Here is a 13,470-nt window from a genome sequence, read left to right on the forward strand (position 1 = left end):
CCTTGTCGGCCCGGGGCGCCTGGGAAGTCGCTTGTCAGTTGCTCAAGCAGCACGACCATGGCAGCCGGCGGGCCGGGTGCCATAGGTAAAGAGGAAGGTCGCCATCTTGAGCATGCGGCGAGTATAACCAGCCCGTCCGGGGACGAGGCCCTCTCGGGGCCGAAGCGGGGGTCTGGGGCGGCAGCGCCCAGCAGGCGGGACCGTGCCTGCAGTCACCCCGGTAGAATTGGCCAGCACAGAGACCCCGCCCCACCGCCGGAAGGCTCCCGTGTCACCAGCGACCCCCGCTGCCGCCGCCCCCGACACCGTCCTGGTCGTCGACTTCGGCGCGCAGTACGCCCAGCTCATCGCCCGTCGCGTCCGCGAGGCCCGGGTCTACAGCGAGATCGTGCCGAGCACCATGCCCGTCGAGGAGATGCTCGCCAAGAACCCGGCGGCGATCATCCTCTCCGGCGGCCCCTCGTCGGTCTACGAGGAGGGTGCCCCCCGCCTCGACCGCGCGCTCTTCGAGGCCGGCGTCCCCGTCTTCGGCATGTGCTACGGCTTCCAGCTGATGGCACAGGCCCTCGGCGGCACGGTCGACAACACCGGCGCCCGCGAGTACGGCCGTACGGATCTCCATGTCTCGAAGTCGTCCTCCACCCTCTTCGAGGGCACTCCGGCCGAGCAGCACGTGTGGATGTCGCACGGTGACGCCTGCTCCGCCGCCCCGGAGGGCTTCTCCGTGACGGCCTCCACGGACGTCGTCCCGGTCGCCGCCTTCGAGAACGACGAGAAGAAGCTGTACGGCGTCCAGTACCACCCCGAGGTCATGCACTCCACGCACGGCCAGCAGGTGCTGGAGCACTTCCTGTACCGGGGCGCGGGCCTGACCCCGAGCTGGACGACCGGCAACGTCATCGAGGAGCAGGTCGCGGCGATCCGCGAGCAGGTCGGCGACAAGCGCGCCATCTGCGGGCTGTCCGGCGGTGTGGACTCCGCCGTCGCCGCCGCGCTGGTGCAGAAGGCCATCGGCTCCCAGCTGACCTGCGTCTACGTCGACCACGGCCTGATGCGCAAGGGCGAGACCGAGCAGGTCGAGAAGGACTTCGTGGCCGCGACCGGCGTGCAGCTGAAGGTCGTGGACGCGGAGGAGCGGTTCCTCAAGGCGCTCGCCGGGGTCTCCGACCCCGAGGAGAAGCGGAAGATCATCGGCCGCGAGTTCATCCGGGTCTTCGAGCAGGCCCAGGCGGAGATCATCGCGGACGAGGGTCCGGCGGTGGAGTTCCTCGTCCAGGGCACCCTGTACCCCGATGTGGTCGAGTCCGGTGGCGGCACCGGCACGGCGAACATCAAGTCTCACCACAACGTGGGCGGGCTGCCGGAGGACCTCGAGTTCAAGCTCATCGAACCCCTCCGCAAGCTGTTCAAGGACGAGGTCCGGATGGTCGGCCAGGAGCTCGGCCTGCCGGAGGAGATCGTCCAGCGCCAGCCGTTCCCGGGCCCGGGCCTCGGCATCCGGATCGTCGGCGAGGTCACCAAGGAGCGGCTCGACCTGCTCCGCGAGGCCGACGCCATCGCCCGCGAGGAGCTGACTGCGGCCGGCCTCGACCGTGACATCTGGCAGTGCCCGGTGGTGCTGCTCGCGGACGTCCGCAGCGTCGGCGTCCAGGGCGACGGCCGCACCTACGGCCACCCGATCGTCCTGCGTCCCGTCTCCTCCGAGGACGCCATGACCGCCGACTGGTCGCGGCTGCCGTACGACGTCCTCGCGAGGATCTCGACCCGGATCACCAACGAGGTGCGGGACGTCAACCGTGTCGTCCTCGACGTGACCTCGAAGCCGCCGGGGACGATCGAGTGGGAGTGAGCCCGCTTTTCAGAGCTCAGGTGCGCTTGATCGTGCGCACGGGCTCACCGGGCTTCCAGACCTGGACGACCAGGTACTTGTCGTCCTCGACGTAGGTCCGTACGACCTCCGTCAGCTCGGTGCGGAAGAGGTGGAACGGCTCCGGCGGTTCCACCTCTTCGCCGTATGCGGCCTTGGTCTGCGGATCGTCGATCTCGATCGCCCGACCGCTGATCCGCACGTCACCGCCGCCCATGCTCTGCCCCTCCCCGGGGTTCGCCTGGAGCGCGAAGCGCGGGTCGCGGCGCAGGTCGAGCGCCTTGAGCGAGTCCGGCATCATGCCGAGCCACAGCTCGCCGTTCAGGAAGCGCACCTCCAGACCGGTGGTGCGCGGGGAGCCGTCCTTGCGGAGGGTCGCGAGGACGTGATGGGTGAAGGCGCCGAAGCGCTCCTCCGTGATGCGGGCGAGGTCCGGTTCCGCCTCGGTGAAGGCTGCCCAGTTCGCTGCCGTGTGCGTGGTCATACGGTGAGTGTCGCGCCGATACCCGACATCCGCTGTCTGGTATCCGGCCCGGGTGTCGTCCCCTGTCCCGGCGTCATGCCGCGTACGGCACAGGGCGGACGTATCTCTCCCGGCCCGCCTCGTCCCGGACCGGCGTGCATCCGGCGGCCGTGAGCTGCTGGGCCAGCTTCGCGCGCCGGGTCGTGTTGAGGCGCAGACCGCCCAGCAGGAGCGCCGGCATCAGGACGGCGAGCGGGAGCAGGACGGCGGGCTTGGCGGTCAGCAGGGCCAGGAGCGGGAACAGGACCGCGGAGCCCCACGCCATGGCGAGCAGTCGCTTGCGATCGCCCACGGCGCCGAGGGAGTCGTACTTGATGAGCGCGGTGATCAGGGCTACGTCCGGCTGCGCCTCGGGGACGGGAGTGAGCGAACCCGGCTGCATGCCGGGGACCGGGCCGCCGGCGCCCGCCTGCGGGAACGCGGCTGCGCCGGCCGCCGCGCGCTGCTGTGCCCGGGGGTCGGTGTCGCGGACCAGGTACACGTGCAGGGTCTTGTTCTCCCCGACCCGGCGGACGTCCGCGTACCGGAAGCCGTAGCACTCGGCGATGTACGCGAGTGCGCCGAGGGTCTGCAGCCGGGCGTACGGGTGGACGATCTCGACGACGTCCTGGGAGGCGATCTGACGCATGAGGGCGGTGACGCGGCGGTCGGCGAGGCTCACGGGGACTCCCGGCTGAAAAGTGCCGCTGAATTGCTGATCAGTGACACTGAATTTCTGGTTCCGCACACCAGACCCATGAGCCCGGGCAAGGGTTGCGTGCGTCATCTTCACGGAACATGTCTGTTCTCTTGCGCTGACCGACGGTAACTTCCGCCCCGTAAAGCACCCCAGTGCTGGAGGACACATGCACGGGACGCCCCTCGGGCCCACTCCGCCCACGCCGCTGCCGACCGACCGGCTGCAGTTCGCTATGCCGCCGATGCACGACTCGGTCGAGGAGGAGCGCCGGCACCGCAAGGAACGGCTCGCGGGTGCGTTGCGGATCTTCGGGCGGTTCGGATTCGAGGACGGGGTCTCGGGGCACATCACCGCGCGCGATCCCGAGTTCAGCGACTGCTTCTGGGTCAACCCGTTCGGGATGCCGTTCAAGCACGTCACCGTCAGCGACCTCGTGCTCGCCAACTCCGAGGGACAGGTGATCGACGGCCGCTACCACGTGAACCAGGCGGCCTTCACCGTGCACTCCCAGGTCCACGCCGCCCGCCCGGACGTCGTCGCCGTCGCCCACTGCCACTCGGTGCACGGACGTGCGCTCGCGGCGCTGGGCGAGCTGCTGGACCCGATCACCCAGGAGAGCTGCGCCTTCTACGAGGACCACGCCCTCTACGACGCCTACTCGGGGGTCGCCGTCGACGCCGTGGAGGGCCGCCGGATCGCGACCGCGCTCGGCTCGCACAAGGCGCTCGTCCTGCGCAACCACGGGCTGCTGACCGTCGGCGACTCGGTGGACGCGGCGGCCTGGTGGTTCCTGTCGATGGAACGCTCCTGCCAGGTGCAGCTGACCGCACGGGCGGCGGGCCGTCCGGTCCTCATCGACCACAAGCAGGCCGTGGCCACCCGCGAGCAGCTGGGCGGCGACCTGGTCGCGTGGATCAATTACCAGCCGCTGTGGCAGGACATCAGCCGGAGCGAACCGGATCTGCTGAGCTGACGGGTCTCCTGGGGAGGAGGGGGACGGCTGAGGGCTTGCGGTCAGAAACCCCGGAGAACGACCGCCTTCGTCATCGCGAACTCCTCGTCCGTGAGCACCCCGTCCCGGTGCAGCTCGCCCAACTCCCGCAGTCTGCGGAGCAGTATGTCGTGGTGGTCGGCCGGGGGCGGGACGGACGCCGGCTGGGGGCGGTCGGCGTGGTCGGCGTGGTCGACTCCGGCGCGGGTGGACGGGTGCGGGAGGCGGGCGGTGACCGCGGTGGCGACCAGCGCGGTGAGCAGGTCGCGGCGGGTGCTGCCCCACAGGTCCAGGGCGTACGGGTCCTTCTCCGGCGGCAGTTTGGAGAACACCGTCTCGCGGGTCACGAAGCGCAGGAAGCCGTCCTCGTAGCCGGAGTTGGGCAGCCACTCGACCTGGACGAGGTCGCCGACGTCGATGATCCTCGGGCCGGTCGCCCGTTTGACCCGGTCGGAGGTGTCCGACCAGTCGATCCGCACCTGGCTGCCGTCGAAGGAGACCATGCCGTCGGAGGAGCGGACCGAGACGGGGACGGGCGGGCCGGGGAGGAGGTACGTCTTGGTCGGCTCCTTGGGGATCTGGTCCAGGAGCAGGGCGTGGCGGATCTCCTCGGCGACGTACTCGGCGACCCCGGAACGGTCGATGTCCACCGTCAGCCGGTACGGATCCGCCGTGTCGGGCAGCCGGCCGCCGGTCGCCTGGAGCAGAGGGTCGGCGCCCTCCCGCAGCCGCATGCGCAGGCGTCCGCGCTTGCGTTCGGGTTCGAAGACGATGCCGGACACGGCTTCCAGGGGTACGGCGATCTCTCCGTACGTCTGCCGGAACAGCGGCACGGAGCGGTGGAGTCCCGGCGTGATCCGGACCGTTGTGCCGTCGAAGGCCCAGGTCCCGTCGCGCTGGATGATCTCGGCCATAGGGAAATTCTCGCAGCCGGGTCAACACGGGGGTCGTTCGTCACCCGGGGTGAGGGTGCTGTGGGGCGTGGGGTGGTGAGGTAGGGCACAATTCGCTGTCGGCGTGGGGGAGTTGCGGGTAGTGCGGTGGTGGGCGGTCGCGGGCTCGGTGGTGGCCCGGCGGTCGTCGGTCGGGCATTGGGGCGGCGGTCGTCGTGGCCGGTATCTGAGACGGGCTGCCGATCGTGCGGTCGTGAGGTTATAAGGCCGTGAGGGCTGTAAGACGTGAGGTCGCAGGGAAGGCGGGCGTCGGGCGTGGCGGTGCAGGAGGCTGGGCAGAGCGGCGCGGCAGGGGGCGTGCACGGGGGTGGCTGCGCCTGTGGGGACTGTCCGCACGGGGCGCGTGCGGGGCATCGGCGGGCCGTCGCCGAATTCCTGCTGAAACGGGACGAGTTCGCGGCCGGGCTGGGCCTGCCGGCCGCGGTGGCCCACTCCGCCTCCGCCTCCCGGCAGTGGGTCTCCGAGGAGTTGACGCAGTCGGCGGAACTGGTCGCCGAGCGCGGGCGGGCCGAGGGTGCGGCATGGCTGGCACGGCTGTGGTGGCGTACGGCGTGCGTGGTCTGGGGCCTGGTCGTGGTGTTGCTGCTGGTGCAGGCGCTCACGGCGATCGGGGCGGGGTGGACGGCGGCGCGTACGGCCGGGCTGCTGGCGGCGCTGGTGACCGCCGGGGCGCTCACCGCGGCCTCTTGGTTCCACCGGGCAGGGGGCGGGGCGCTCGCGCCGGTCATCGGTGAGGACAACCGGCTGTCTACGTCGCGTGCGGTGGCCGGGGCATGGGTGCTGTTCGTCGCGTACGCCGTGCTCGTGCTGGCGGGACGTCTGGCGGCGGCGTCCGGGCACGCCGAGCGCGATGCGCTGATCTCGGGTCTCGAGCTCGGGCGGGGCGCCGGGGTGGTGACGGTGCTGGCCGTTGTCTCGGCGATCGCGGTGCTGGTGCGGCGGGTCGTAGGGGTACGGGTGCTCGGGCAGCGGCTGCAGAAGGTGCGGGCGGATCGGCCTCGGGCGGCGGATCTGCTGACGGACGATGCGGGGCGGGGGACGTTCGCGGACATCCAGTACGTCGTGATCGGCGGGGTTGCGTTGCTGTTCGCGGCGGTGCGGTTGGGGCGGCGGCCGGATCAGTTGCCGGATCTTCCGTGGGGGTTGGCGGTGGTTGTGCTGATCTCGGCGGCGACGTATCTGGCCGGGAAGTACGCGGAGGGAGGTCGGCCGGTGATCCTTTCGGTAGTGCGGGCGCGGGAGGCCGGGGATCTGGACGGGCCGATCCGTACCGGGGACGACATCGAGATCCGGGGGGCCGGGTTTGTGCCGCCCGGGGCGCAGGGGGCGGACCGGCTGTCGCGGATGGTGGTGCGGATCGGGGCGGTGCATGTGCATGTGCCGTTGGTGCCGGTGGCCGGGGGGTTCAGCAATCCGACGGACGCGGTGCTGACGGTGCCTGTGCCGGCGGATGTGGAGCCGGGGAGGGTGGAGGTGCAGGTGGTTACTGCGGCGGGGGTGGAGACCAATCGGTACGCGATTGATGTGACCGAGTGACGGTGCCTCCGGCAGTGGGGCCGGGGTGCCGTGCGGCTGGGTGGGGGTGCGGGTTGATGCCTGCGGCGCCTGTGCGGGTTGGGTGGGGGTGCGCGTAGCGCCTGCGGTCGGTTTGTGGGTCGGGGCCGTGCCGGGGGGTGTCCGTCCTCGGACCGGCGGCTGGGGTCGGGCAGGGAGGTGCTGTTTCTTGACGCCGGCCACTGCGGGCGGACACCCCCCGACACGTCCCCTTCCCGCCATGGGCGACTGCGGGCCCGTGGGGATACGCGCCTCCGCTCCGGGATGCCCTGCCCGTCGTCCGGTGACCTCTCAACGCCGGTCGGCATCTTTCAGCCCGTCCGGCGTTTGAGGACGAGGCCCGTTCAGGGCCGAAGCGGGGGTCTGGGGGCCGCAGCAGGGCCCGCGGCGACGCCGGTGTCAGAAAGTCGCGGCGCGTGGTAGTGCGGTCCAGCCGACGCAGTCACGGGGCTGGATCGGGAAGTGCGGGGCGTACAGGATTGAGCCGCGCAGTCATTGCGTACGTATGGTCCTTTGAGGGGTCACGGCGCGGCGGGCGAGAGGCGGCTACTGGCGATGACTCACGGTATGCACACGGACACGCACCTCCCTTACCTCGACGGCGGCCGGGACTGGAGGGATACCGCCACCCGTTACGCACTGCTCCCGCTCCGGGTCTTCCTCGGCGTCACGTTCATCTACGCCGGCCTGGACAAGCTCACCGACAGCGCCTTCATGAAGGACGCCGGTTCGGGGTCGATCGGCGACATGATGCGTGCCGTTCGTGACTCATCGGCCATTCCGGCCCTGGTGGACCTGGCTCTGAAGAATCCCGTCGGCTTCGGCTATGCCATCGCCTTCGGTGAGCTGGCCGTCGGCATCGGCATGCTCATCGGGCTGCTCGCACGGCTGGCGGCGCTCGGCGGTGCGCTCATCTCGCTGAGTCTGTGGTTGACGGTGAGCTGGGCCTCCGATCCGTACTACTACGGCAATGACCTGGCCTATTTGATGGCCTGGCTGCCTCTCGTCCTCGCGGGCGCCCCCATGTTCTCCGTCGACGCCGCCCTGCGCGCACGGCGACGACAGCGGGCAGGGGGCTACCGGTAGGTGGCTCAAGTCGGCGGGCTGTCGGCGGGGGTACTGGTGGCGGAGGTCGGGCCGCCCGAAGTCAGTCGTCAGTGGGGTGCGTCCGGCTGTGGGTCCGGGGGTGTGGTGGTGGGGGTGCGGGGTGATCGGCGGCGTCTGCGTATGCCTCGGGTCACGGCCGCCACCGTGACCGCCAGGAACAGGCCGCCCACGACCAGCGGGATCACCACGAACCACGGCGTCTCCCAGGCGTCGCCCGCGTCACCGGCGTAGAGGATGCCCGCGAGGGTCAGGAAGGCGCCGGCGACCAGTCGGCCGGGCTGGAACTCATGACGTAGCACGGCTCACCTCCGCCTGTCCCACGCCGACACTGAGGTCGATGTCCAGGGTGCCCGACTGCTTGGTGCCCGTGGCCGGTGTCAGGGTCAGCTCCTTGTGCTTGCCCGGTGCCACGTCCACGTCTCCCTTGTCCTCGCCCGGCAATTGGATGTCCCCCACGCCCACGTCGATGCTCGCCTTCACCGTCACGCCCTTGGGGACGATCACCTTCAGCTGTCCCACGCCCACGTCGGCCCTGGTGGTCACGGTCCGGCCCTCGGTGAACTTCACCCGGGTCAGGTCGAGGGTGCCGACGCCGGTGCCGAGGTCGTACTGCTGCTGTACGTCCGCTGCGGTCGCCGGGCGCCAGTTCCGTTCGGTCCAGTGGGTGCTGATGTCCTTGGGCAGTGCTGCCGAGGCGGCCAGCAGGCCCGCGGTGACGACCGCGAGGAATATGGAACCCGCTCCGGTGCGGCCCAGGAACGCGCTGACCGCTATGCCCAGGCCGAGGACGAGCAGTGCGCAGGACAGGCCCGTCTGCAGGCTGGTGCCCAGGGCGTGGTCCTCCCAGGTCGCGCCCGTGCCGAGGGCGCCCGCCAGGACGGCCAGCAGGAACACCCAGCCGCCGATCCAGCGGGGGCCACGGGGCTTCGACTGCTGAGGGCGTCGGGCGCGCATGTCCTCGCGGCTGCCCCAGGTCGTGCCGAGGCTGATGTTGACGGCTGCCGCGATGTCGCGGGCCCGGGAGTCACGTGGGCCCCAGAGGTAGCCCGTGCCGCCCTCGTGGGTGCCGTCCTTGACGATGGGGTCGCGCCACCAGGAGGGGTAGGCGGCGGGGACCGGCGGTGCCTGGGCCTCCGGTGGGGCGTCGGCGACGGCCTGGGCCGCGAGCGGGTCGGGGTCGGTGGCGGTGCGGTGCCGTGACCAGTAACCGGCGCCCGCGAGGAGCAGGGAGAGGACCACGGCGAAGGTCAGCACGCCGCCGTTCGTCAGCAGCGTCAGGAACACACCGCAGCCGACCAGCGCGAACAGCACCGCTGTCAGCGCCTGGCCGTCCACACGGCCGGTCAGCAGTTTGCGCACCTCGTTCTCGTCCTCGTCGTCGTACGGGACGAAGAGCCAGGCGAAGCCGTAGAAGATGAGGCCGATGCCGCCGGTCGCGGAGAGCACGGCGAGGGTGATCCGGAAGATCACCGGGTCCATGTCGCACTGCCGCCCGAGCCCGGCGCACACGCCGGCCAGCATCTTGTGCCGTCGGTCGCGCCGGAACCGGTGCGGCGGGTCGAGTACCGCTTCGGCCGGCGCTCCTGCTTCTGCGCCCGCGTGTGCGCGCGGTTCCTCACCCGCGGCGCGCGCGGACGCCGCGTCGGACGGGGTGCCCGTGGGCACGGCGTCCGGCTCGGGCACGGAGTCCGCGGCGTGCTGGTGATCTGTCATGTGTCCATGGTGACGGCCGGGTCGGCGTGGCGGGAGTCGGAACGACCCTGGTCGGACCCTGATATCGGCCCTGAGGCGAGGGCCCGGGATGCGTTCGACGCGGCGGGCCGCGAAGATCAGGGGAGTCTAGGGGGTCGACCCTGGTGCCCCGGTCGTCCGGGCGTGTGACCATCGTTGGCATGCCGGAAGCCGCAGCAGCGCCCCTCGCCGAACCGCGGCCGCCGCGCAAGCTCTACCGCAGCAGCGACGGACGCTGGCTCGGGGGCGTGGCGCGGGGGCTCGCCGGACATCTCGGCCTGCCCGTCATCTGGGTGCGGCTCGTCTTCGTCGGCCTGTTCATGGCGGACGGCCTCGGCGCACTGCTGTATGCCGCGTTCTGGTTCTTCGTGCCGCTCGGCGTCGGCGGCGTCGACGCACAGCGGCCGTCCCCCTTCACGACCGAGACCGCGGCCGACGGCCGCCGCAGACTCGTCGCCCGCAAGCCGGACAAGGGGCAGATCGTCGCGCTGCTCCTCATGGTCGTCGTGGCGATGGTCTTCGTCGGCAGCGTCGACCTGGGCAATGGTGCCAAGGCCTACCTCCTGCCCGCCGTGCTCGTCGGCGCGGGCGTCGCCCTGGTCTGGCGCCAGGCGGACAACGCCCGCCGGGCCCGCTGGATGGAGGCCGGGAAGCGGCGGCGCACCCTCACCCTGCTGCGTGCCGCGGGCGGCGTCGTCCTGGTCACGGCCGGTGTCTCCGGCATCTTCGTGCTGCAGGGCTCCGCCGCCCACCTCGGCTCCGTCCTGCAGGCGGCCCTGGCGGTCCTCGTCGGCATAACGCTCCTCGCGGGGCCGTACCTGGTCCGGATGACCCAGGACCTCTCCGAGGAGCGGCTGATGCGCATCCGCGCCCAGGAGCGCGCCGAGGTCGCCGCGCACGTCCATGACTCGGTGCTGCACACCCTGACCCTGATCCAGCGCAACGCGGAGAACGCCGGCGAGGTCCGCCGCCTCGCCCGCGCCCAGGAGCGCGACCTGCGCACCTGGCTGTACAAACCCGAGGGCACCGGCAAGGACGAGGCCGACGAACCCACCAACCTCGCCGACGCGGTCCGGCGCAACGCCGCCGAGATCGAGGACAAGCACGGCGTTCCGATAGAGGTCGTGGTCGTCGGTGACTGCCCGCTCGACGAGAAGATCGGCGCACAGATGCAGGCCGCGCGCGAGGCGATGGTGAACGCCGCGAAGTACGGTGGCGAGGGCGGCGCCGTCCAGGTCTACGCCGAGGTGGAGGGGAAGACCGTCTTCGTGTCCGTCCGGGACCGCGGTCCGGGCTTCGATCTCGATTCGATACCCGCCGACCGCATGGGTGTCAGAGAATCGATCATCGGCCGCATGGAGCGCAACGGCGGCACGGCCCGGCTCAGGGCGGTGCCCGATGGTGGTACGGAGGTCGAGTTGGAGATGGAGAGGGCGGAGAAGACGTCATGAGCGACCCGACCGAGGCGAACGAGCCTGTGGAGTCGACCGGCGGGAGCGCGGGCGAGCGGCACGTGCGCGTGGTCCTCGTCGACGACCACCGCATGTTCCGTACGGGAGTCCAGGCCGAGATCGGCCGCACCGAGCAGACCGGCGTCGAGGTCGTCGGCGAGGCCGCGGACGTCGACCAGGCGGTCACCGTCATCACCGCGACCCGGCCCGAGGTCGTCCTCCTCGACGTGCACCTCCCGGGTGGCGGTGGCGTCGAAGTCCTGCGCCGCTGCGCCGCGTTGATGGCGGACACCGAGCAGCCCGTCCGCTTCCTCGCGCTCTCCGTCTCGGACGCGGCGGAGGACGTGATCGGCGTGATCCGGGGCGGTGCGCGCGGCTACGTCACGAAGACGATCACCGGCACGGATCTGGTCGACTCCATCTTCCGGGTCCAGGAGGGCGACGCCGTCTTCTCGCCGCGCCTCGCCGGGTTCGTGCTGGACGCCTTCGCGTCGACGGACGCGCCGCCGGTCGACGAGGACCTGGACCGGCTCACCCAGCGCGAGCGGGAGGTGCTGCGGCTGATCGCCCGTGGCTACGCCTACAAGGAGATCGCCAAGCAGCTCTTCATCTCCGTCAAGACGGTCGAGTCCCATGTCTCGGCGGTCCTGCGCAAGCTCCAGCTGTCCAACCGGCACGAGCTGACGCGGTGGGCCACGGCCCGGCGCCTGGTCTGAGCCCGGTCCCGGCCCGCTCGCTCACACCACCCGGGTGGCGCCCGCGAACGGCATCTCGTCGAGCGGGGCCACCCGGACCGGTGCCGACGGGTTCGGGGCGTGGATCATCTGGCCGTTGCCGATGTAGAGGCCCACGTGGCTGATGCCGGAGTAGAAGAACACCAGGTCGCCCGGGAGGAGTTCGGAGCGCGAGACACGGCGTCCGGCGTCGATCTGGGCGTAGGTCGTGCGGGGCAGGGAGAGGCCGGCCGCGCGGTAGGCGGCCTGGGTGAGGCCGGAGCAGTCGAAGGCGTCGGGACCGGTCGCGCCCCAGACGTAGGGGCTGCCGAGTTTGGAGTAGGCGTACGAAATAGCGGCCGCCGCCCGTGAGTTGGGGGCCTGTGCCGTGGCGGAACCGAGGGCCGTCAGGGCGTCGCGGGTGCCCGTCGAGGAGCGTGCGGCGCGGTCCGCGCCCCCCTGGAGCTGGGCGCGCTCCTCGGCGGTCAGCCGGGCGAGCAGGCCCCGGGCCGTGTCCAGCTTGCCGGTGATCGCGCCCTTGTGCCGGTGCAGTTCGGCCTGGCGGGACCTCAGCGAGGTCAGTTCGATACGCGCGGCCCCGCGCAGCTGCTCGATCTCCCGCAGCTGCTCGCGGACACCGGCGACGGACGCCGCCTGCCGGTTGCCGGCGCGTTCGGCGAACTCCGCTCCGTCGAGGTAGCGGTCGGGGTCGGCCGAGAGCGCGAGCTGGAGGGCCGGGTCGAGACCGCCGTCGCGGTACTGTGCCGCCGCCATCGAACCCAGCGCGTCCCGCGCCGAGTTGAGCTTCTCCGTCCTGCGCGCGGCCTCGTCCTGCAGGGTCCGGATCCGCCGCTCGGCCGCGTCCGCCTTCTCCTTCGCGCCGTTGTACTTCTCGGTGGCGACCTCCGCCTCCTGGTACAGCTTGTCCACCTTCGCCTTGACCTGCGCCGGTGTCAGCTGCGGCTCGGCATGTCCGGTCCCGTCGAATCCGGTCGCGCTCGCCGCGCCCGCCAGGGCGATCGTCCATGCCGTGCGGGCCGTGTTGCCGCCGACCGAGCGCTGACGGGGCTTTCGATGCGCTGCCACGTGGACGTCCCTTCGTGCGACCGCCTGGTCCCGCTGCGTCTGCCGGAGCGGCGGACGCATCACCGCCCCGGGAGAACGGCGGCGTATGAGCGCCTGGGGGGAGCGGACGTACGACCGTCCCGGGGCGGGTTACGCGTCCGGCGGCGGCCCACACAGGGGGAGCGGGCCGCCGCCGGACCTTTCTCGGCGGTGGTGTCCGACTGCCGCCCCTGGCCCGGGCGGCGGTGGGGAGCCGGTCACCTGGTGGAGGACGCTAAACCTCACTGTGTCGGGTCGGTGACGCGTTGTGCGGAAGTGCCGGGAGCGGACCGGGGGATGACCGTAAGTGAGCGTGATCCCCGAAGGGGGGCGTCGGGTCGACGCGGGGTGATGACCGATGTGGCGGTTTCGGGGGTCGCGGGGAACGGGGGGTGCTATGGGGCGCATATATGCAGCGGATTAGGCTCCGGCTTCATGGACGTACTCATCCATCTCTTCGTCGGCCTGCACATCATCGGTATCGCCGCGCTGCTCGGTGGCTTCTTCACGCAGATGAAGGCGATGGGTCAGGGCACCGCCCGGTTCGTCCCCGCGATGCTGCACGGCGCCGTGACCATGCTGGTCACCGGGGTGATCCTCGTCGGGCTCAACCAGGCGGACGACCAGTCCGTCAACAACATCAAGATCGGTGTGAAGCTGGCGCTGCTGATCGTGATCCTCGGGCTCGTCTATGTGAAGCGGGACGAGGAGGAGGTGGAGAAGGGGCTGTTCGGGCTAGTGGGGCTGCTGACCGCGGCGAACGTTTTTATTGCCGTTCTGTGGACGTGACCTCGGTC

General features: G+C 71.1%; 13 protein-coding genes. 7 read left to right on the plus strand and 6 right to left on the minus strand.

Features of this window, described 5'->3' with window-relative positions:
• Positions 1–268 precede the first annotated feature (268 nt).
• Complete coding sequence (guaA, locus tag ACZ7L6_RS24910) at positions 269–1,849, plus strand: glutamine-hydrolyzing GMP synthase (RefSeq protein ID WP_471927392.1); 1,581 nt, start codon at positions 269–271, stop codon at positions 1,847–1,849.
• A 16-nt stretch (positions 1,850–1,865) separates the two neighbouring features.
• On the opposite strand, the gene ACZ7L6_RS24915 is transcribed toward guaA, so the two are convergent.
• Together ACZ7L6_RS24915 and ACZ7L6_RS24920 are read right to left on the minus strand one after the other, a co-directional pair.
• The gene (locus ACZ7L6_RS24915) at positions 1,866–2,351 is read right to left on the minus strand and encodes a pyridoxamine 5'-phosphate oxidase family protein (protein WP_471927394.1); all 486 of its coding nucleotides are present in this window, start codon (positions 2,349–2,351) and stop codon (positions 1,866–1,868) included.
• Between the two features lie 73 nt (positions 2,352–2,424).
• Complete coding sequence (locus ACZ7L6_RS24920; RefSeq protein ID WP_471927396.1) at positions 2,425–3,051, minus strand: hypothetical protein; 627 nt, start codon at positions 3,049–3,051, stop codon at positions 2,425–2,427.
• 184 nt (positions 3,052–3,235) lie between these two features.
• On the opposite strand from ACZ7L6_RS24920, the gene ACZ7L6_RS24925 reads away from it, so the two are divergent.
• On the plus strand, positions 3,236–4,042 hold the full coding sequence (locus ACZ7L6_RS24925; RefSeq protein WP_433045990.1) for a class II aldolase/adducin family protein: 807 nt from the start codon (positions 3,236–3,238) through the stop codon (positions 4,040–4,042).
• A gap of 41 nt (positions 4,043–4,083) precedes the next feature.
• Here the strand turns inward: ACZ7L6_RS24925 and ACZ7L6_RS24930 are convergent, their stop codons facing one another.
• Complete coding sequence (locus ACZ7L6_RS24930; protein ID WP_471927398.1) at positions 4,084–4,974, minus strand: DUF4429 domain-containing protein; 891 nt, start codon at positions 4,972–4,974, stop codon at positions 4,084–4,086.
• A 294-nt stretch (positions 4,975–5,268) separates the two neighbouring features.
• Here ACZ7L6_RS24930 and ACZ7L6_RS24935 point away from each other — a divergent pair, with 294 nt between their 5' ends.
• Both ACZ7L6_RS24935 and ACZ7L6_RS24940 read left to right on the plus strand, forming a co-directional pair.
• On the plus strand, positions 5,269–6,549 hold the full coding sequence (locus tag ACZ7L6_RS24935; RefSeq protein ID WP_471927400.1) for a hypothetical protein: 1,281 nt from the start codon (positions 5,269–5,271) through the stop codon (positions 6,547–6,549).
• Positions 6,550–7,122: 573 nt separating this feature from the next.
• Entirely contained in the window at positions 7,123–7,653 is a 531-nt protein-coding gene (locus tag ACZ7L6_RS24940) for a DoxX family protein (RefSeq protein WP_471927402.1), read from the plus strand.
• Between the two features lie 68 nt (positions 7,654–7,721).
• Here the strand turns inward: ACZ7L6_RS24940 and ACZ7L6_RS24945 are convergent, their stop codons facing one another.
• Both ACZ7L6_RS24945 and ACZ7L6_RS24950 read right to left on the minus strand, forming a co-directional pair.
• Positions 7,722–7,973 carry a hypothetical protein gene (locus ACZ7L6_RS24945; protein ID WP_471927404.1) on the minus strand — a complete coding sequence of 84 codons (252 nt, stop codon included), beginning with the start codon at positions 7,971–7,973 and terminating at the stop codon, positions 7,722–7,724.
• Positions 7,960–9,387: a PspC domain-containing protein gene (locus tag ACZ7L6_RS24950; protein WP_471927406.1), complete on the minus strand. Its 1,428-nt coding sequence runs from the start codon at positions 9,385–9,387 to the stop codon at positions 7,960–7,962. The genes ACZ7L6_RS24945 and ACZ7L6_RS24950 overlap by 14 nt, the downstream gene beginning before the upstream one ends.
• A gap of 179 nt (positions 9,388–9,566) precedes the next feature.
• Between ACZ7L6_RS24950 and ACZ7L6_RS24955 the strand changes: the two genes are divergently transcribed.
• Positions 9,567–10,856: an ATP-binding protein gene (locus ACZ7L6_RS24955; protein WP_471927408.1), complete on the plus strand. Its 1,290-nt coding sequence runs from the start codon at positions 9,567–9,569 to the stop codon at positions 10,854–10,856.
• Entirely contained in the window at positions 10,853–11,572 is a 720-nt protein-coding gene (locus tag ACZ7L6_RS24960) for a LuxR C-terminal-related transcriptional regulator (RefSeq protein ID WP_471927410.1), read from the plus strand. Before ACZ7L6_RS24955 ends, ACZ7L6_RS24960 begins: the two co-directional genes overlap by 4 nt.
• Positions 11,573–11,593: 21 nt before the next feature.
• Here ACZ7L6_RS24960 and ACZ7L6_RS24965 read toward each other — a convergent pair whose 3' ends face one another.
• Positions 11,594–12,655, minus strand: a complete 1,062-nt coding sequence (locus tag ACZ7L6_RS24965) for a C40 family peptidase (protein ID WP_471927412.1) — start codon at positions 12,653–12,655, stop codon at positions 11,594–11,596.
• Between the two features lie 453 nt (positions 12,656–13,108).
• Between ACZ7L6_RS24965 and ACZ7L6_RS24970 the strand changes: the two genes are divergently transcribed.
• Complete coding sequence (locus tag ACZ7L6_RS24970; protein WP_471927414.1) at positions 13,109–13,462, plus strand: hypothetical protein; 354 nt, start codon at positions 13,109–13,111, stop codon at positions 13,460–13,462.
• Positions 13,463–13,470 lie beyond the last annotated feature (8 nt).

The sequence above is a fragment of the Streptomyces sp. NPDC107522 genome, from assembly GCF_055657525.1.